Genomic DNA, 19324 nt, shown 5'->3' with positions numbered 1-19324 from the left:
CGCCAGGACTCTCGGATCGGCCGGCCGTGCGAAACACGAAGATGAGGGGCCTGGCACCAGGACCGATTAACCATCAATACAAAATCGCATTCTCACATTTACACCAAAGAGAATACTAGAATTTTTGCTCTTCAGGCAGCAGCGATGAGACGAGCAGCTCTGCGATGGACTGGCCGTCGAGGATGAGGGGGACGGATTCGTCGGGGGCGTAGGAGCGGATCTGGAGATAGCCGGGGGTGTCGCCGTTGACCGGCTCGGCGTGGGTCTCGACGCGGCGGGTGCGGAGGTTGAGGACCCAGTAGTTCGACACGCCGCCGGCGGCATAGGCGGCTCGCATCCGGCCAAGGTTCTTCGGGACGCTGGAATCGGCGACCTCGACGACAAGGCCGACGTCGGCGGGGGTGGGATCGCGGTCCAGGTAGTCGTGAGGGTCGCCCCGGACGATGGTGAGGTCCGGCTCAGGGACGTGCAACGGCGAGAGCCGGAGCGGGCACTCGGGGGCGACATGCCAGCCGTCGGGCAGCAGCCTCACCAGCAAATGGTTGAGGGTCTTCAAGGCGGCAGAGTGAGGCGGATTCTTGCCCATCTTCTCGACAATCTGCCCCTCCCAAAGTTCGACACGATTGGCGTCCGGAATGGCTCCGGCCGCGAGCATCTTTGAATACGTCTCGGCCGTGATGAGGTAGGGTCGACCGCCCCGGGCTGAGGCCGGGTTCGGGGCAGAGGTCGGAAGGCTGGGGGTCGCGGTGCTCATGAGGGGATCTCCCGGCGGATCGGCCGCCGGCGCGATCATACCGCGAGAGAGGCGGGATCGTCGAGCCGGACGGCGCGGGGGGAAGCGGGGTCAGGGGCGGATGACAGTGCCGTCGTCGAGGCGGAGGTTGCCCCAGTGCATGTCGAAGGGGGGATCGTCGCCGATGGGGAAGCGGGCGGCGAGGGATTCGTCGAGGTCGACACCGAGGCCGGGGCGGTCGATCGGCTGGAAGGCGCCGTCGATCAGTTCGGGGCAGCCGGGGAAGACGTCCTGCTCGGCCTGGGAGAAGACGCGGCCTTCCTGGATGCCGAAATTGGGCACGGCGAGGTCGAGGTGAACGTTCGCCGCGTGGCCGACGGGGGAGAGGTCGCCGGGGCCGTGCCAGGCGGTTCGGACGCCGAAGAACTCGCAGAGGGAGGCGACCTTGCGGGCGGGGGTCAGGCCGCCGATCATGGAGATGTGGATGCGCATGAAGTCGATGAGGCGATCGGTGACGAGGGGCATCCACTCGCGGGGGTTCGTGAACAGTTCCCCCATCGCGATCGGCACGGCCGACTGGGCGCGGAGATGCGTGAAGTAATCGGCATCTTCGGGGCTGAACGGATCCTCGATGAAGAAGGGGCGGAAGGGCTCGACCGCCTTGACGAGGCGGATGGCCTGGATGGGCGGGATGCGCTCGTGGACGTCGTGCAAGAGTTCGATGTCGTCGCCGATGGTGGAGCGGATGTGCTCGAACAGGCGGGGGACCTCTCGGGCGTAGGCGACGGGGTCGAAGGCAACGGTGCGGCGGTTCTCGGGCTGGGACTCGTCGATGGCTCCGGTGCGGACGCCGTAGGTGCTGGCGCCGCCGGATCGGCCGCCGTACTGGATGCGGACGTGGCGCTGGCCTTGTTCCATGAGGGATCGGACGGCGTCCTCGACCTCCTCGGGCGTCTCGCCGCGGACGGAGCGATAGGTCGGCACCTTCTGGCGGCACTTGCCGCCGAAGAGGCGATGCACGGGCATCCCGGCGACCTTGCCGAGGATATCCCAGAGAGCCATATCAACACCGCTGAGCGCGTTATTCAGGACCGGGCCGTGTCGCCAGTAGGAACTGAGATGAGCCGACTGCCAGACGTCGTCAATGTCCAGCGGACTCTTGCCGACGAGAAAGGGCTTGAGAAATTGATCAACCGCCGCCGCGACGAGCCGGGCTCGCTGGGTGAAGGTCGCGCAGCCGAGACCATACAAGCCGTCCTGATCGGTCTCGACCTTGACCACGACGAGTCGGATGCCGGCCGGGGCGGTGAGGATGGCGCGGACGTCTCGAATTTTCAGGTCGGCGAGTTGCTCCGAGCCGGGGGCGTGACCGTGATCATGATGGCGGCCACGGTGGTGATCGTCGGCAATTGCCGAGGGGGCTGAGGCGAAGACGCCGGCACCCGCGCCGGCGAGGACCGAGCCGAGCCAGTCACGTCGTTGCATGGGGAGGCTCCGGGGAAGATATTGAGCCACGGATGAAACACAGATGAGAAATAAGAGTTTTTGATTGCGAAGGCAGTAACGCCCAAACTCTTCGATTTTCTTTGATTTCTATCCGTGTTTCATCCGTGGCTCATTTCGATTTCCGACTCCGTGGGAGCGTTCCTCCATACCCGAGCCTGCTCACGCGATCAAGTCGGTGACGATCCGGCCGTGGACATCAGTGAGGCGGAAGTCGCGGCCCTGGAAGCGGAAGGTGAGCTTGGTGTGGTCGAAGCCGAGGAGGTGCAGGATGGTGGCATGCAGGTCGTGGACGTGCACGGGGTTCTCGGCGACGGAGAAGCCGAGTTCGTCGCTGGTGCCGAAGGTCTGGCCGCCCTTGATGCCGCCGCCGGCGAGCCACATGGTGAAGGCGTTGGGGTGGTGGTCGCGGCCGTCGGAGCCGCCCTGGACCATTGGGGTGCGGCCGAACTCGCCGCCCCAGATGACGAGGGTGTCGTCGAGCAATCCACGTTGCTTCAGGTCGGTGATCAGGGCAGCGCAGGCCTGGTCGGTGTTGGCGCAGTTCTTCTTCAGGTCGCCGACGAGGTTACCGTGCTGGTCCCAGGCCTCGTGAAAGAGCTGGACGAAGCGGACCCCGCGCTCGACCAGGCGGCGGGCGAGCAGGCAGTTGTTGGCGAAGGAGGGCTTGCCGGGCTCAGCGCCGTAGAGGTTGAGGATATGCTCGGGCTCGGATGCGACGTCCATCAACTCCGGAGCGCTCGACTGCATCCGGTAGGCCATCTCGAAGGCATTGATGCGGGTGGCGATCTCGGGGTCGCCGGTTTCATCAAGCCGCATGCGGTTGAGGGTGGAGATGGCGTCGAGCGAGTCGCGCTGAAGGTGGTCGTCGACGCCGTCGGGGTTGGAGAGGTAGAGGACCGGCTCGCCGCCGGTGCGGAACTGGACCCCCTGGTAGACCGTGGGCAGGAAGCCGCTCCCCCAGTTGGCGTTACCGCCGCTCGGCCCCTTCGAGCCGGAGCTGAAGACGACGTAGCCGGGCAAGTCCTTCGACTCGGAGCCGAGGCCGTAACAGGTCCAGGCCCCGAGGCTCGGGCGGCCGAACTGCTGGGCGCCGGTGCTCATGAGGATCTGGGCCGGGGCGTGATTGAAGGCGTCGCCGACCATCGATCGAACGATGCAGAGATCATCCGCCACCTTGGCGGTGTGCGGCAGCAGCTCGGAAATCTCGGCGCCGCTCTCACCGTAACGGGCGAATTTGAATTTGGGGCCGAGCAGCTTCGAGTTCGGGTTAATGAACGCGGCGCGGTAGCCTTCGAGCAGTTCGGGAGGGGGTAAGGTGCCGTCGAACTCGGCCAGGGTCGGCTTGTTGTCGAACATCTCCAGGTGGCTCGGGCCGCCGGCCATGAACAGGAAGATGACGTTCTTGGCCTTCGGCGCGTAGTGCGGCGTCTTCGGCGCGAGGGGGTCGGCCGCGACCTGGGTCTTCGCGTACCCTTCCTGTGCGAGCAGGTGGCCGAGGGCCACGGAACCAAGCCCGACCCCGCACTGCTGGAGGAACCAGCGCCGGCTGACCTGCGACGGATCCAGGTGGCGGTACTGATGGGACTGGCAGTTCACGGGAAGGTCTCCAGAGGCGGCAGTAGGCAGTAGGCAGTAGGCAGTAGGCAGTAGGCAGGACTGGGACGAGCGAGGCGGACGGGCCAGGCATGAAGGGCGATGACGTTCGGCCGGCTTCGGCCTGTTTCGCCTCCGATCTGTCGATGCCAGGGCCTATTCCTTGGTGATCGTCTCGTCGAGGTTCAGCAAGACGCGGGCCACGGCGGTCCAACCGGCAAGGGTCGCGGGGGAGATGCCTTCGGGCGGGGCCTCGTCGGCGATCATGGCGGCGGGGTCGAGGTCACCGGAGGCATAACGGGCCGTCTGGCGGTCGAGCAGGTCCAGCAGGACGGCGGCCTCAGCCTCGGTCGGGGTTCGGGAGACACAGAGGCGGAAGGCGTGTGCGAGGCGATCGGCGTCGGCCTCGCCGGCCTCGCGCAACGTGCGGCAGGCAAGGGCGCGGGCCGATTCGAGGAAGACGGGCTCATTCAGGGTGATGAGCGCCTGAAGCGGGGTATTCGACCGGGTCCGCCGGACGCACGACGATTCGCCCGGCGGGGCGTCGAAGGCGTCGAGGGCCGGATACGGGACCGACCGGAAGCGGAAGGTGTAGAGACCGCGCCGGTAGCGGTCGGGGCCAGTGGCGGTGTTCCAGACCTTCGGGCCGTAGCTGGCCGGAGGCTGGAAGAGGAACTCGGGGGCGGGCGGGAAGACGCTCGGGCCACCGACCTCGGAATTGAGCAGGCCGCTGGCGGCCAGGGCGATGTCGCGGACGATCTCGGCATCAACACGGTGCCGGGGGCCGCGGGCGAGCAGGCGGTTGTCGGGGTCCTGGGCATAGCGCTCGGGGCTGGCCGAGGAGGTCTGCCGGTAGGTCGCGCTGGTGACGATCTGACGGTGCAGTTGCTTCAGGCTCCAGCCGTTGTCCATGAAGGACACGGCCAGCCAGTCGAGCAATTCGGGATGACTCGGCGGGGCGGCCTGCGAGCCGAGGTCCTCGGACGTGGCGACCAGGCCGGTGCCGAAGTAGGTCTGCCAGACGCGGTTGACGATCGATCGGGCGGTCGTCGGCGACTCGCGAGCCACGAGCCAGCGGGCGAAGCTGAGGCGGTTGGGTGATCCGTCCTCATCCGGCAAGGGGTGGAGCACCTCGGGGACGCCGGGGGTGACGGGTTCGGCGGGCTTGAGGAAGTCGCCGCGGTCAAGCCGTCGGGTCATCCGGGGGGTGTCGCGGGACTGGAGAACAAGCTGGGTGGCGCCTTCGGGGTGGGTTGTCCAGAGGGCCTCGATCGCCTCGTTCGCCTCGGCCCATTCTGGGACGGTGGTGCGCCAGGTCGAGAAGATGGCGGCGACCTGTGCGGGGGAGCGTTCGTCGGGGGCGATGGCCAGGATCTCCCGGACGCGGGCGGGCAGCGGGTCGGCCGAGGGGTCGGGGGCGTCGGTGACGGAGAAGCGGAAGCGGCCGAGGTTGTTGTTCTGGTTGTCGTCGCTGTTCCAGCCGCCGTGCATCTGGACGAGGCGGAAGGTGAGAGAGGCGCCGCCGGGGAAGTCGATCGGCTCGTCGAAGACGAAGACGGCCTTGCGCGGGACGTTGCTGCGGCCGGGGCCGATGTCGGTGGTCCAGGCGGTTTCGTTCTTGCCGTCGATGGCGTAGGCAATCGGTCCGGTCACGCGCTTGGTGTCGGTGCGGTCGTCGAAGGCAGGGTCGAGGTCGGCCTCGGGAGGATTCACGTCGGCCGAGGCGCGGGCGATTTTGACCTCGCGGGGGCCGTGCTCGCCGTCGATCGAGGAGGCGACAACCTTGAACTCGGAGAGGGCGAACAGGCCGAAGATCGACCGGCCGGGGCCACCCTTGGGGAGTTCAGGATCGTTGAGCAGTTCGAGCCGAACGGCGGAGATTTTGCCCGGCGATTCGACCTTCACGGTGAAGTCGGTGGTGTGCTTCGTGGGGGCGTATCCGGCAGCGAGGATCGAGCCATCGTCGAGCAGGTAGTGCTTCTGGCCACCGCTGGCGTCGAGTTCCGGGCGAACGACGGTCCACTCGGGCTGGTCGTCGCGGACGGTCTCTTCCCAGGCGAGCATCCGGTCGAGCCAGTCGGGGGTCCGGTGCTTCAGGTCGTCCTCGATCGCGGTGATCTGCTGGAAGATCTCGGCCCGCCGGCGCTGCTCCTCGGGCAGGTAGACGGCGACGTTCGACTCGTGCGCATTGTTCAAGAAGGCGAACATGCGGTAATATTCAGTGTGCGAGATCGGGTCGTACTTGTGCGTGTGGCACTGGGCGCACGAGATCGTCAGGCCAAGGACGGCCTTGCCGACGGCGTCCATTCGATCGAACATCGCTTCCATGCGGAATTGTTCGGGATCGATGCCCCCTTCCTCGTTGATCATCGAGTTCCGCAGGAAGCCGGTGGCAACGAGTTGATCCTGGGTGGGGTCGGGCAGGAGGTCGCCGGCAAGCTGCTCGATGACGAACTGGTCGTAGGGCAGGTCGCGGTTCAGGGCGTTGATGACCCAGTCGCGGTAGGCCCAGACGAAGCGGGCCTTGTCCTTCTCGTAGCCGTCGCTATCGGCGTAGCGGGCGGCGTCGAGCCAGAGGCGTCCCCAGCGCTCGCCGTAATGGGGGGAGGCGAGCAAGCGATTCACCAGATGCTCATAGGCATCGGGTGACTCGTCGTTGACGAAGGCATCCACCTCCTCGGGGGTCGGCGGCAGGCCGATCAGGTCGAGCGAGAGGCGGCGGATGAGGGTGGTACGGTCGGCCTCGGGAGAGGGTTCGAGCCCTTCGGCTTCGAGCCGGGCGCGGACGAAGAAGTCGATCGGGTTGCGGCACCACTCGGGGTCGGAGACGCTCGGCAATTCCGATTGCTCGGGGGGGATGAAGCCCCAGTGCTGTTCGAACGGGGCCCCCTGCTCGATCCAGGCGTTGAGGGTGGCGATTTGCTCGGGGGTCAAGCTCTTGCCCGAGTCGGGCGGAGGCATGCGGTCGAGGTCGTCGTCGGAGGTAATCCGCCAGTGCAGCTCGCTCTCGTCGAGGCTGCCGGGGACGACGGCGACGCCACCGGAGGGGGTCGGCTCGAACATGCCGCCGGGCAGGTCGAGCCGCAAGCCACCCTTGCGGTCGGCCTCGTCGGGCCCGTGGCAGCGGAAGCAGGTGTCGGAGAGGATCGGCCGGACGTCCCGGGCGAAGTCGATCGGCGTGTCGGCAACGGCAGAGGCGGGGAGAGCCGTTGTCAGCACGGCCAGGAGCCCAAGGCAGCGGGTTCGGGGCCGGCTCGTCATCGATGTCACCTCGCGAGCGTCGTGGTTCGAAATTCGGTCGGTTCGACAGGTGCGGCGGACTCCGGGTCAGCCAGGAGCCCGTTGGCCGTCGTTCCGGACCAAGGCGGGGGTGCGCGCACGTCTCAATGAAAAAAGGCGGGGGGCACGGCTCGATTCGCCGTCTGGCAACGGCGAGATTGCCACACTTTATGGTATCGGTCCGATCGCCGAGACTCAACCCTCAGTCAATCGACCCTGGGGGGCTGCGTCACTCTGGCATCGCGGCGGGGAACCTGGTTCGTCGAGGGAAATTGAACCGATACGGCCCCGCGCAAGAGTTTTGCAAATGAGCCCCGCGTCGACGACGATACAGGAAGGAATGGACGGCTTTCCCCGACACCCCTTTGATTGAGCACCGTGTTCCATGACGACCGCCTGGATCTTCTGCCTGTTGACCGCCCTTGGGCTCTCGACTCCGAATTCGGACGCCCTCGACCGTGACCTCGTCGCCTACTGGCCCCTCGCGGGGGATTTCCGAGATCACTCGGGAAACGGGTTGCATGCCGAGGCCGAAGGGAACGTCGATCTCCAGGCTCCCGGCCGAGACGGTAAGCCCGGACACGCGGCGGAGTTCGATGGGCATGGGGGCGGACTGGTCGTCCCTTCGCATCCGTCGCTGGATCTGGGCGATGAGGATGTGACCCTCTCGGCCTGGGTGTTCACAGAAGGTGATATCGATACGCCGATCGGCGATCTGATCAGCCGCTACGATCGTGCCGCCCGGCGCGGCCTGATGCTCGGAATCAAGACCAACGCGGGGGTGACCTTCAGCCAGGCCAACCATCGGCACCTGCAATTCGGAATCGACGACGATCGAGAGTCGGACTGGAGCCCCGTCGGCGTGCCGGGGGGAGACGGGACGCTCCTCGCCTTCGCGCTGGCCTCGCACGACGGGGCGCTCTACGCCGGGACCTGCGAGCCAGGAGCGGACGACTCGGGCCATGTCTACCGATACGAAGGGGGCTCGGAGTGGGTGGATTGCGGAGCACCCGATGGCAGCAACTCGGTCACGAGCCTGGCCGTCTTTGAGGGGAACCTTTACGCGGGAACCGGGCGCTACCGGGTGGCCGGGTCGAGCCTGCCCGAGTCGCCGAACGACACGCCCGGCGGCCGGGTCTTTCGCTACGAAGGGGGCACGACCTGGACCGATTGCGGCCCGTTGCCCGGCTCAATCGCCGTGAGCGGGTTGGTGGTCTTCCAGGGGAAGCTCTACGCCGGGTCGCTCTACGCTCCGGCCGGATTCTTCCGGTATGACGGGGGCACCACCTGGACGGCGTTGGAAACTCCCGACGGGAAACGGGTCGAGGCGATCGCTCCGTTCGACGGATTCCTGTACGCCACCAGCTACGACCGGGGTCACGTGTACCGCTTCGACGGCCAGACCTGGACCGACCTGGGAGCGCTCGGCGATCCGGAGATCAACACGCAAACGTATTCGCTTGCCGTGTATCAAGGGTCGTTACATGTGGGCACCTGGCGAAGCGGTCGGGTTTACCGACTCGGCGAGCGAGGGGATTGGGTCGATGTGGGCCGCCTCGGCGAGGAATTGGAGGTGATGGGCATGCTCCCCCACAACGGCCGATTGATGGCCGGGTCGCTTCCGCTGGCCCAGGTGTACCGATACGAGGGGGGGCAGGACTGGCGGCTCTTGACCCAGCTCGACACGACGCCCGACGTCGTCTATCGCCGCGCCTGGACGATGGCCGAGCACGCCGGCCGCCTGTTCGTTTCGACCTTGCCTTCGGGTCAGGTCTTTGCCTACCGAGCCGGGGCGATGACCTCCTGGAATCAGACCTTCCCCGACGGCTGGCACCATGTCGCGGCGGTGCGATCGGGAGAGACGCTCCGCCTGTTCGTTGACGGCAGGCCCGTCGCATCGGAGACGATTGACGGCTCCGGCGCCTTTGACCTCTCGACCGAGGTGCCCTTGCGGATCGGCTCGGGTCCGAACGCACCGTTTCGGGGGCGGCTCGCCGAGGTTCGCCTGCACCGTCGGGCGCTGGCAGAGGAGGAAATTGAGCGTCTGGCGTCTCCGTGATTCCCCCACCGAATCTCATCGAGACGAGCCGAGATGTTGACCGATCGACTTCCGATTCCGAAGTGTCGCGTTCTTTTGTGTTGAGTAAGGAGCCCTCCGATGAATGCTCCAAGCCTTGCGACCTTCCAACCGTCGTTTGTGAGATTGCTCGGGTGGTTGATCAGCCTGGGACCGGTGCTGGCCTGCGTCCCCGGGGAATCGGGCCGCCCCCCCTCGGGTGACGGCCCGCCCACCGGAGGAGACGACGAGTACGCCCGGCAGCGCGCGAGCATGGTCGATCGCCAGCTCCACGCCCGAGATATCGACGACCCTCAGGTGCTGGAGGTGATGGCCCGAGTCCCCCGCCACGAGTTCGTTCCGGAGGATTATCGTGACCTGGCCTACGCCGATCGACCGTTGCCGATCGAAAAGGATCAGACGATCTCGCAGCCGTACATCGTGGCGCTGATGACCCAGCTCGCCCGCCCGCAACCCGGAGATCGAGCGCTGGATGTCGGCACGGGCTCGGGCTACCAGGCCGCCGTGCTTGCCGAGCTGGTCGATGAGGTCTACAGCATCGAGATTCACGAAGAATTAGCCGATTCGGCCCGAGCACGCCTCGCCCGACTCGGCTACCGCAATGTCGAGGTGCGGCACGGCGACGGGTATCGAGGCTGGCCCGAGGCTGCCCCGTTCGACCTGATCATCGTCGCCGCCTCTCCACCAGAAATTCCCAGGCCCCTGATCGCACAGCTCGCCCCTGGCGGTCGGCTGATTCTTCCGGTCGGGGAAGGGTTCGGCCAGGAGCTGGTTCGAATCGAGAAAGCCTTTGACGGCACGATCACCCGCGAGTCGATCGCCCCCGTCTCCTTCGTTCCCATGACCGGCGAGGCCCGCCACGACACCGATCAGGACCGCTGACTCCGAAGACGACCGTCAGGGAGCTTGCCCTGGCACCGCCTCGACAATCCGCCCGTCCGATTCGCGGATCTGGACGATGCGATCGACGGGAAGATCGTCGAAGCGGTGCATTGTTCCCGACGGCCAGTGGACCTCCAGCGCCTCGATCGCCTCGGCCGATCCGAGGCCAAACCAGAGGCGGGGGTCGGACGAGGCCAGGTAGCTCGTGCCGCTGGTTTGCCATCGAGTGAGGGTCCGATCACCGGCCCGGCAAACGACCCGAGCCCCGACCGGCAAGGGACCTGAAGCCGAGCCGATCAACTTCACGCCGAGCCAGTGGCCCGGATCGGGCGAGACGTTGTGCAGAAGGCTCGCCGGCTCGTCACGATGCACGACCACAAGGTCCACCCGGCCGTCGTTGTCGAGGTCGCCGCTGGCCACACCGCGGCCGACAACTGCTCGGGAAAAATACGGGCCCACTGACTCAGGGCTTGCCACCTGATAGCGGCCATTCCCCTTCCCTGTGTACCAGTGGGGAAGCTGGGCCATCGGCTGGTTGATCCAGGGTTGATCAAACACGTGGCCGTTGGCAACAAACAGATCGAGCGTGCCGTTGTTCTCGGCGTCGATGGCCACGGCGCCGAAGCCGGTGACGGCCAAACTTGGACCGTCGAGCCCCGAGCCGGAGGTTGCGTCGGCGAACTGACCACCGCCCAGATTGCGCAAAAAGGTGTTCGGCTCGTTGCGAAAGTTGGTGTGGAACAGGTCGATCAAGCCGTCGCCGTCGAGGTCGTCGGCCACCACTCCCATGCTGGCCGTCGCTCGACCGGCACCGTCAAAGGCGGCTCCAGATGCAATGCCGACCTCCTCAAACCGCAGGTCGCCCCGGTTGAGCAAGAGAAAGTCGGGGGTGATGTCGTTGGCGACGAACAGATCGAGCCATCCATCGATGTCGAAGTCGGCAATCGCCAGGCCGAGCGCCTGACCGTCGGGACGCTCCACACCGGCCTCGGCCGAGACATCAGTGAAGGTCAGGTCGCCGTTGTTGCGAAAGAGCAACTCCTTCTGCGCAGGGAACCGGCCGGGAGGACAGTGGATGCGACGGCCCGAGGCATCGCGGCACTCCGGGGCGGTGCTTGGGTCGGCCTCGACGTAGGTGACGACGAACAGGTCGAGATCACTGTCGCGGTCCAGGTCGGCAAACCCGGCGGCCGTGCTCCAGCGATCGGAGCCAACTCCGGCCGATTCGGTGATGTCGGTGAAGGTCCCGTCGCCGTTGTTGTGGTACAGGACCGTCGAGCCGAACCCGGTGACGAACAGGTCGTCAAAGCCGTCGGTGTCGATGTCGCCCACCGCGCATCCCATGCCGTAGCCTCGACCACCGACCCCGGCCGAGGCAGTCACATCGACAAACATTCCATCACCCGTGTTGTGAAACAGTCGATTCGGCGCGGGCGGATGCTCCCGATCGACGGGTAAGGGGCAGCCGTTGACGAGGTAGACATCGAGCCAGCCATCGTTGTCGAAATCGATCAGGCCGACGCCGCCGCCCATCATGTCGGCGATGAACAGGTCCCCCTGAGCCCCACTGTCGTACGGGAAGATGAGCCCCCGGCTCGTGGCCTCGTCGACGAAGCGAGCGCCGGAGATCGACAAGGATTGATCGGCGGTCTCGGCATGCTCCGGCTGCTCGACGAGATCGTGCTTCAGCCGAGGAACTCTAGGAACCTCGGGCACCACCTCGCCAAGCTGGGCAATCGCCTCCTGCGCCTCGCGATGGAAGGGATCGACGCGGCTGGCGTGCGCGAACCAGGCCCGAGCCTCGACGGGCATGCTCGATGCGAGGCAAAGGCGGGCGAGTTCGACGCAAGGCTCGGCGTCCCTCAGATCGCCGAGCCGATCATCAAGAAGCGTTTTCATGGCGATCATGCGAGCCCGGATCGCCTCGGCTTGATCGAGGATCGGAGCGGCCTCGGCGTCGAGCCCGGCGCGGACCAGGGCACGGCCGAGCCGGTAGTGGGCGCCCAGGTGCTCCGGATCGGCCTTGACCGCTTCACGAAAGCAGGCGATCGCCTCATCATCTCGCTGGCGATCCTGCTCAACCAGGCCGCGGAGAATCCACCAGCGGGCCTGCTCGATCGGCCGATCGGGCTGAGGGCCGAGGGCCTCGATCGCCTGATCCGACGCTCCCAGCACGATCCGGCACTCGGCCAGGGCCAGTCGGACCGCGGGGTCGTCGTCCATCACCCGGTTCGCCAATTCAAGATCGGCCAACGCTCCGGCCGGGTCCCCTTGCTCCAGGCGGAGAAGCCCCCGACCTCGCCGCAGCCAGGGATCGTTGGGCGACCGATCAAGGTACGGTTCCAGCTCCTTTCGCAGGCGGTCGCCGTCGCCGGCGAGGTCGCGGAAGATTTCCTGATGGCGGTCTTCCAGGGCAATGTTGGTGAGCGAGACGAGTTGGCGAGGGTCGCCGGACTGCCGGAAGACATCCCAGAGCAAGGCCCTTGCCTCCTCCTGCCTGCGCTGGATGAGCAACAGACCGAGCAATCGGACCTTCGGCTCGATCGCCTCTGGTTCGCGCTCCATGACGGCTCGGAAGGCGCGCTCGGCCTCAATGCGATCGTGCCGCTGCATGGCGATCGTGCCGAGGCCCATCTGGGCCTGAAGCCAGGCGGGGTCGTTCTCGGGAATCCGATCGAGGGCCGCCTGGGCCTCGTCGTCTCGACCGAGACTCGTCAGCGCTTGCCCTCGCAGGAGCCAGGCTCGCGCGTCGTTCGGATGCCGAGCGACCCACGAGCCGAGCCGACGCTCGGCGTCGTCCCATTGCTGCCGCTGCACGGCCTGCTCAATCGCCTCCCATCGGCGCTCATCCGAGGGGGTCAGGCTCCAGCGGATCACGACGATCAGCCCGGCCACGCTCGCCAGTCCGACCGCGACGCGTAGCACCCACCGCCGCGGGCGTGTTGGCTCGACATTCATCGTCGCGTCACTCGCTCGACCAATCAAACGGTCCGTGCCGACCCGATCCACCCAAGGGAGAGGCCGAGACACGTTGCCACCTGGGTGTCGATCACTCAGCGTTCAAGGCCGCCATGCGGATCGCCCTGAATCGGGAATTCCGCGCCGCAATTCTTCCCGAATTTAAAAGAAATGCGCAGCGAACCCCGAAAAATCCCGGCGAAACCCGCGCACGTTCGCCTCCCGCTTTCGCAAGATGAGCACACCATGATCGTAGCGCGGTTCGGCCTGAATTGCCAGATGGGACCAGTTGCGGCGGTTTTCCGTCAGCGGCGGAAGACCGAGGGGCGATCGTCCCGAGTGCTGGCGTTGAACATCCCTGAGCCGAGGGTCCGCAAGACCCACTGACCGCCGGGCAGGACCTCGGGGCGGAACAAGGGGAAGGAGGCCGGGCCGGTCACCCGGATGTCGGCAATCTGGCCGCCGGCCTCGCGGAAGGCATCGCTGAGCAAGGGGATGCGGAAGCCGCCTCGGCCGTACATGATCCGCAAACGCAGGTCGAGTTGACCGCGCAGGTCCATCGTACCGCCCCCTCGAAGGCTGATGGCGTCGCCGGTCAGGAGGATCGGATCGAGGTAGGCCAGGCCGTTCTCGATCCGGACCGAGACCTCGGCCGTGTCGAAGGCCGTTTCACTGGACGGGGCGCCGATCTCCAAGGTGTTGAGGACCTTGAAGAACCGCAGGGCAACGGGCAGATCGCCCAGGTCTCCTTCGGAAACGCGAAAGTCTCCGGAACCGCTGACCGATCGCATCTCGTTGCCGATCCCGCTGAAGGTGATCATCCCTGAGAGCAACCCCCGGAAGCTCTGCTTCCCGGGCAGCGAGGCGGTGAACCGGGCGAGGTCGGCATTGGCAACGGCCAGGGTGGCGTTGTACTCGGGCTGCTCGTCCATGCCGAGGCCGACCTGCCCGGTCAGGCGACCGCCGAGCAAGTCTCCCTCGATCGCTTCGAGGCGAGCGGACTGACCGTCGATCACCAGCGGAGAGCGGACCTGCGTCACCTGCTGACCGGCGATCGTCAGGCTATCGAGGTCGATCAGGCCGGACAGCCCGAGCGATCGGCCGTCGAAGCGACCGGCGAAATCGACGAGCCGCCCGTGAATCGCCTCCAGGGGGATGCTCGTGCGGATCGTCTGACCGTTGAGGACGATCAGGCCGTTGGCCCATTCGACGTAGGCGGGGTCGCCCGGCTGTCCCGACCAGCCGAGCCGCAGATCGCCTCGCATCGAAGGGATGGCCGGGCTTTCGTCGAGCCGTCGGGCGAACTCGGCCATGACCGAGGGCATCAGCTTTCTCAGCTCGGCGTCGAGCCGGAATCGGGCCACGCGCAGGTCATCGACCGAGAGGCCGAAGCGGCCGTCAGGCTCCAGGTTCACCGCCCCGGATCGAAAACGGACGGGAGAGCCTCGGAACTGGAACGAGACGTCGTCCATCGTCACCAGGCCGTCGTCGTAGACGAACAGGCCGTCGATCGCCTCCATCGCCGGCAGTTCCAGCGGAGGAGGGTCGGGGCCGCCCGGCTCGTCGGGGGCGGGGGTGAAGCGCAGGCTGATCGACGTGCCGGGATCGGGCCGGACCGCCAGCCTGGTATGGTTCTCGTTTCCCTTGACCTGGATGGCCGCGTCGAGCGTGGCCTTGCCCATCGGGTTCAGAAGGTTCCAGGTCGCCTGCCACTCTGGAGGTAGGGCGAGCCGGAGCTGTTCGTCGAAGGGAAGGTCCGTGGCCCTCATGGCCAGTTCGGCGTCGAACGTGTTCGGACCGACCTGGCGAACCCAACCATCGGGGCATTCGATCCGGGCCAGGCCGTTGTAGCCGACCAGGTCGTGGAACTCCCAGTGGTCGGGCATGATCACCAGGCGCCCCTTGACGTTGGTGATAGCGTAGGGCATCCCCTCCCAGGTGAAGGCGAAGCCGCCGGCCTCGGCCGGTTCCCCCAGGTCGAGGGCGGCGGTCAGCTCGACAATCTCCTTCTTGTCGCTCCCTGGAGGGGCCGGACGGCGGTCGAGATGGGCGTGGGCGACGCGCACGGTTCCTTTGGGCTGGAACTGGTGCAGGACGGCTCGGACGTCGGGATTGAGCGCGGCCAGCAAGGTTTCGTCGATCGGCAAGGCCCCCAGCTCGAAGTCGAGCGAGACGACGGGATCGGAGCTCACCTCGTCGATCGTTCCCCAGCATCGGGCCGGGCGGTTGCCGATGATCGTGGTCAGGCCCGGCGGGGCGATCGTCACGCGGTCCCCTTCCCAGACGACCCGGCCGTAAAGCTGCCGGATCGGGTACGGGCAGGCGGCGTGGGTCATCGACGCGCCTTGAAGGTCGAGCGTCAGGCCGAGCCCGACCGGACTGCCGGGCTTCCGCCGCACGGCCCGCACGTAGGCGTGCGTTCGGCCTCCGGGGCGGAGTTCTTCCCAGAGACCAAGCAGATGCTCGGGGGTCTTGTTCCGCAAGCGGTCGTCGAACTCCAGGTCGGTAACTTCGATCAAGAGATCGAACGGCCCGGCCATCGGGTCCATCACGTCGAGTCGGCCTGCGGCTCGGGCGATGGTCCGGCCGTTGGTCCCCCGGGCGTGATCGACGAGCAAGGTGCCGTCTTGCAGGGTCGCCAGCAGCTCGACCTCGTTCAACGGAAACGGAAATTCGGGCACATTCACGCTGGCGGATCGGACGAGCAGGTCCAGCTCGTGCTCCTTCAGCGGTTGTTCCTGATCGTCGGGGTCGATTTCCAGGCGATGGACGCGGACGTCCAGCTCCCCGGCCGAGAGGCCGAGCTGGTCGTAGCTCGGATGCAACTCCTCGGGCAACCGGCTGCGGAGGCTCTCTCCCAGCTCCAGGCGAATCAGCTCGCTGCCGGCCAGGGTCACGCGGCGAGTTCTGACGTTGAAGGTTCCGGCCAGGTCGAGCCGCTCGAAGCCGTCTCCCCGGGCGGTGCCTTCGATGGCATAGGTGGTCGAGCTTTGCGGGGTCATCGTCAGCACGACATCCCGGAGCAGGCTCATTGTCCCTTTCGAATCGCTCAACAGGATCTTGCCGTTGCGGATCAGGACCTTCGGCAAGACCTCGGGAGGGGGCAACGGCCAGGGGTCGGCCAGAAACCCTTCCAGGTTCCAGGTGCCGTCGTCCCGGCGCCCGAGGCGCAGGGTCGGCTGCGCGACGATCACCTCGCGGGCCTCGAACCGCTGCTGCAAGAGGGCGGCCACGTCGAAGGTCAGCCGTAGCCAGCCAACCTCGATCGTCGGTCCCGGCAAGGTCTCGATTCCCTGGTGAACCCGCACCTGCTCCAGTGTCGCTGAGCCGGTAAACGGTCGGAGGCGGACCCGGCCGACGCTCACCTTCGAGTCGGGCAAGAGCCGCAACGACTCCCGCTCGACCAGGCGGGCCAGCTCGGCGCCGTCGGTCGCGTGCCCGGCGGCGTACCAGCCGCCTCCGATGAACACCGCAACCGGCAAGATGACCGACCAGGCGATCATCTTCTTCGTATCGTGCCCGAACCGCCCGCCGACCATCCGCATCAGGCCCGCCGCCGCCAGCCCCATCGCCGGCACCATCCCTGGCAAGCGGTAGCGGATCGAGCTGACGAAGACCATGTGCAGCAGGCAGAAGCAGAGGACCGTTCCCCCGAGCAGGACCAAGGTTCTCGGGTCCTTCCGTCGGTCCCAAAGCCCAACGATCAGCAGAAGGAAGACCGGGATCGTCACCACCCCGCTGAGCACTCCGACGCCGGGGGCCGACAACTCATCGGCGTTCGGCCAGGGGCTCCAGAAGCGTCCGAGCTTGATCGCCGCCAGTTCCCACGCTCGTTGCGGGTTCTCTCGGGCGAAGGCGATCGCCCGGCGGCGTAGCTCGGTATCTTGCGAAACCTCGTCGAGCACCCGGATCTCGGGGTCGTCCAGGAAGCTCATGTCGCTGGAGCCGGTCGCCTCGGGGCTGAGGCCGTCGTACAGGCTGGCCCCGACCCAGAGCGCCGTCGGCACGAACTTGCCGACAACCTGGGCATTGCGCATCCACCACGGCGCCATCACCGCGGCGACCGTCAGGACGACGACCGCCGCCAGCCCGACCGCCCGCTTCGAGCGCTCGAACAGCACCCAGGCCGGCAGGGCCAGGGGGAGGAAGACCGCCCACGACGGCCTCACGAGCAAGGCCGCGCCGATCGCCAGACCGGTGAGAACGGCCACGACGAGCGAGCCAAACGGCCCCGGCCCTGGTGTCGGCCCGTGCCAGGCGAGCGAGTGCGGAACCTCATCCTGAGACGTATGGGCCGCGTCCTGCTCCCGAACCTTCGGACCCGGCCGCCAGAGGACCGCCAGGCCCCAGAGGGACAGCAGCATCAACGGGACGAACACCCCCTCGGACAGCAAGAGCCCCGAGAGGGCCACCGAGTACGGCTCGACGGCCGCCAGCGTGGCCGCCAGGATCGCCACCCGCCGTGCCCGGCGACGGTCGTGCTCGTCTCCCCGCCGCCAGAGGGCGAGCACCAGGGCATAGACGACCGCCACTCCGCCCGCCCCCAGCACCGCCTGCGAAACCCGAGCCCCCAAGGCCGCATCGGGGCCGAACAGGATCTGACAGAGGGCCAGAAAGGCCGGATAGCCGGGGGTCCGCAGCGCGTAGTGCGGCACGTCCCACTGATTCACGACGTACGGCGAACCGGTCCGGATCGCCTCGGCCAGATACCAGTAGATTCCCGTGTCGCCGAAGATGCAAAGCACGCCCTTCTGCTGGGCGTAAAGCTGCACCGCTCCGGCCGCCAGCAGCCGCAAGGCCAGACCCACGAGCACGATCATCGGCACGATCGCGTACCGGGTCCAGCGCGATCGTCTCGTCGATTCGGGCATGGTACGCTCGAAGGCCACCCCTCGGAGGCCGGGGCGGCGGGATCGGGTCCAAGAGGATGGGTGGAGTTCCAGTCCGATCTCGTCAACGGCCGGCGCGTCCCAGGCGGGCCGGCATCTTAGCCCCGACCTCCCGGCCGGTCAATCGCAACGCCGGGCCCAGGTCGGGCGAGGCGTCGCCGCTGGTCTTCCAATCCGGCAGGATGTTGAGCGACCCGGTGACGCTTGCGATTATGCGACCACTCACTTCTGACGATCGACACACAAGAAAACAGGAGGCCCCTCATGAGACAACGTGTTGCACTTACCCTCTGTGGCCTGTGTTGCGTGTCGGTGGTGACATCGCTCATCATGGCCGACCCGGCGGCCCGAGCCGCTCGGGCAGAAGGCGAGATCCGGAAGATGACGCCGTTCGACCTGCCCCCGTCGTACGGTCGCGCCGCCGTCGACATTCCGAGCCTCAACGAGCGCGGCCCCTCTCGATTGACGCGTGTCCAAGGCTCGATCAGCATACCGATTCGCTACCAAATCAAGACGACGAACACCTTCGCCGACGCCCCCCACCGGTTGAACGTCCGCTTCTTCGAGGCTCGATCGTCCCGAGGCGAGGACGAGGAACGCGACGCGCCTCCCGAACCGCTCGGGTCATGGACCTCGCCGCCGTTCACGCCGGGCGATCGGCTGCACATCAACGAAGTGGCCCCGTTGACGCTCCCCTGCCCGCCAGGAACATACCGCATCGCGATCCGGGTCGAACGCTACTTCGAGGGCATCGAACGGACCCGCGGCCGGATTACGGAATGGCAGGTCCTTCACGCCCGCCCCTATCCGGAGGTTGTGGTCCGGTAAGGTCTTCGCCGCCAATCGCCGCGGGGCGGCCGTTGCGCATGACCACCAGTTCGATCAAACCCGCGGACTCGGAGCGACATCCCGTGGCATCTCCGAGTCCGGACGCACGACTTCCCCGGGCGAGGGCCCCCTTGCTCCGCCTCGCCAGGCGAGGTCAATCCACGTCCACGTCAATCGCGTGGGCCTTCAGCTCCTCGATCGAGACGAACTCCAGCGCCGAGATATGCGTGGCTTCCAGCACGACGGAGGGAGCCATCCCGGCCTCGAGCGCCTCCTTCCAGCGCTCGACGCAGAGGCACCAGCGGTCGCCCGGCTTCAGGCCGGGGAAGCCGTACTGGGGCATCGGGGTGCTCAGGTCGTTCCCTCGGCGTCTCGAGAATTCGAGGAACTCGCCCGTCATCTCGGCGCAGACCAGATGCAGGCCGATGTCGTCGGCACCCGTGTGGCAGCAGCCGTCCCGGAAGAAACCGGTCACGGGGTCCAGGCTGCACGACTCCAGATTGCTTCCCAGGACGTTCTTGGCCATCGCGGTCGCTCTCCCCTCTGATCCCCGATCCCTTGCCGCCCCGTCGGGGAGCG

General features: G+C 66.8%; 11 protein-coding genes. 3 read left to right on the top strand and 8 right to left on the bottom strand.

The window, feature by feature from the left end; all coding sequences use genetic code 11:
• Positions 1–115 precede the first annotated feature (115 nt).
• The 4 genes from GA615_RS00380 to GA615_RS00365 all read right to left on the bottom strand — a co-directional run bounded on the left by GA615_RS00380 (position 116) and on the right by GA615_RS00365 (position 7093).
• A complete protein-coding gene (locus tag GA615_RS00380) occupies positions 116–754 on the bottom strand; it encodes a Uma2 family endonuclease (protein ID WP_161602079.1) in 639 nt (212 codons plus the stop codon).
• Positions 755–844: 90 nt separating this feature from the next.
• On the bottom strand, positions 845–2218 hold the full coding sequence (locus GA615_RS00375) for an enolase C-terminal domain-like protein (RefSeq protein WP_152049281.1): 1374 nt from the start codon (positions 2216–2218) through the stop codon (positions 845–847).
• Between the two features lie 180 nt (positions 2219–2398).
• Complete coding sequence (locus GA615_RS00370) at positions 2399–3835, bottom strand: DUF1501 domain-containing protein (RefSeq protein WP_152049280.1); 1437 nt, start codon at positions 3833–3835, stop codon at positions 2399–2401.
• Positions 3836–3988: 153 nt separating this feature from the next.
• On the bottom strand, positions 3989–7093 hold the full coding sequence (locus tag GA615_RS00365; RefSeq protein WP_152049279.1) for a PSD1 and planctomycete cytochrome C domain-containing protein: 3105 nt from the start codon (positions 7091–7093) through the stop codon (positions 3989–3991).
• Positions 7094–7496: 403 nt separating this feature from the next.
• Here GA615_RS00365 and GA615_RS00360 point away from each other — a divergent pair, with 403 nt between their 5' ends.
• Both GA615_RS00360 and GA615_RS00355 read left to right on the top strand, forming a co-directional pair.
• On the top strand, positions 7497–9170 hold the full coding sequence (locus GA615_RS00360; protein WP_152049278.1) for a LamG domain-containing protein: 1674 nt from the start codon (positions 7497–7499) through the stop codon (positions 9168–9170).
• A gap of 99 nt (positions 9171–9269) precedes the next feature.
• Positions 9270–10070, top strand: coding sequence for a protein-L-isoaspartate(D-aspartate) O-methyltransferase (locus GA615_RS00355; protein ID WP_201750064.1), 801 nt, complete (start codon positions 9270–9272; stop codon positions 10068–10070).
• A gap of 15 nt (positions 10071–10085) precedes the next feature.
• Here GA615_RS00355 and GA615_RS00350 read toward each other — a convergent pair whose 3' ends face one another.
• The 3 genes from GA615_RS00350 to GA615_RS27290 form a co-directional block, all read right to left on the bottom strand.
• The gene (locus GA615_RS00350) at positions 10086–13028 is read right to left on the bottom strand and encodes an FG-GAP-like repeat-containing protein (RefSeq protein ID WP_152049277.1); all 2943 of its coding nucleotides are present in this window, start codon (positions 13026–13028) and stop codon (positions 10086–10088) included.
• Positions 13029–13333: 305 nt separating this feature from the next.
• A complete protein-coding gene (locus GA615_RS00345; protein WP_152049276.1) occupies positions 13334–17899 on the bottom strand; it encodes an AsmA-like C-terminal region-containing protein in 4566 nt (1521 codons plus the stop codon).
• A gap of 82 nt (positions 17900–17981) precedes the next feature.
• Entirely contained in the window at positions 17982–18143 is a 162-nt protein-coding gene (locus GA615_RS27290) for a hypothetical protein (protein WP_161602078.1), read from the bottom strand.
• Positions 18144–18181: 38 nt separating this feature from the next.
• Here GA615_RS27290 and GA615_RS00340 point away from each other — a divergent pair, with 38 nt between their 5' ends.
• The gene (locus GA615_RS00340) at positions 18182–18745 is read left to right on the top strand and encodes a hypothetical protein (protein WP_152049275.1); all 564 of its coding nucleotides are present in this window, start codon (positions 18182–18184) and stop codon (positions 18743–18745) included.
• Positions 18746–18899: 154 nt separating this feature from the next.
• Here the strand turns inward: GA615_RS00340 and GA615_RS00335 are convergent, their stop codons facing one another.
• Entirely contained in the window at positions 18900–19271 is a 372-nt protein-coding gene (locus tag GA615_RS00335; RefSeq protein WP_152049274.1) for a DUF2237 family protein, read from the bottom strand.
• Between the last annotated feature and the right edge of the window lie 53 nt (positions 19272–19324).

This window comes from Tautonia marina (assembly GCF_009177065.1).
Classification (GTDB): domain Bacteria; phylum Planctomycetota; class Planctomycetia; order Isosphaerales; family Isosphaeraceae; genus Tautonia; species Tautonia marina.
The sequence above is the reverse complement of the archived record's forward strand: the minus strand, read 5'-3'. Positions and strand labels throughout refer to the sequence as shown.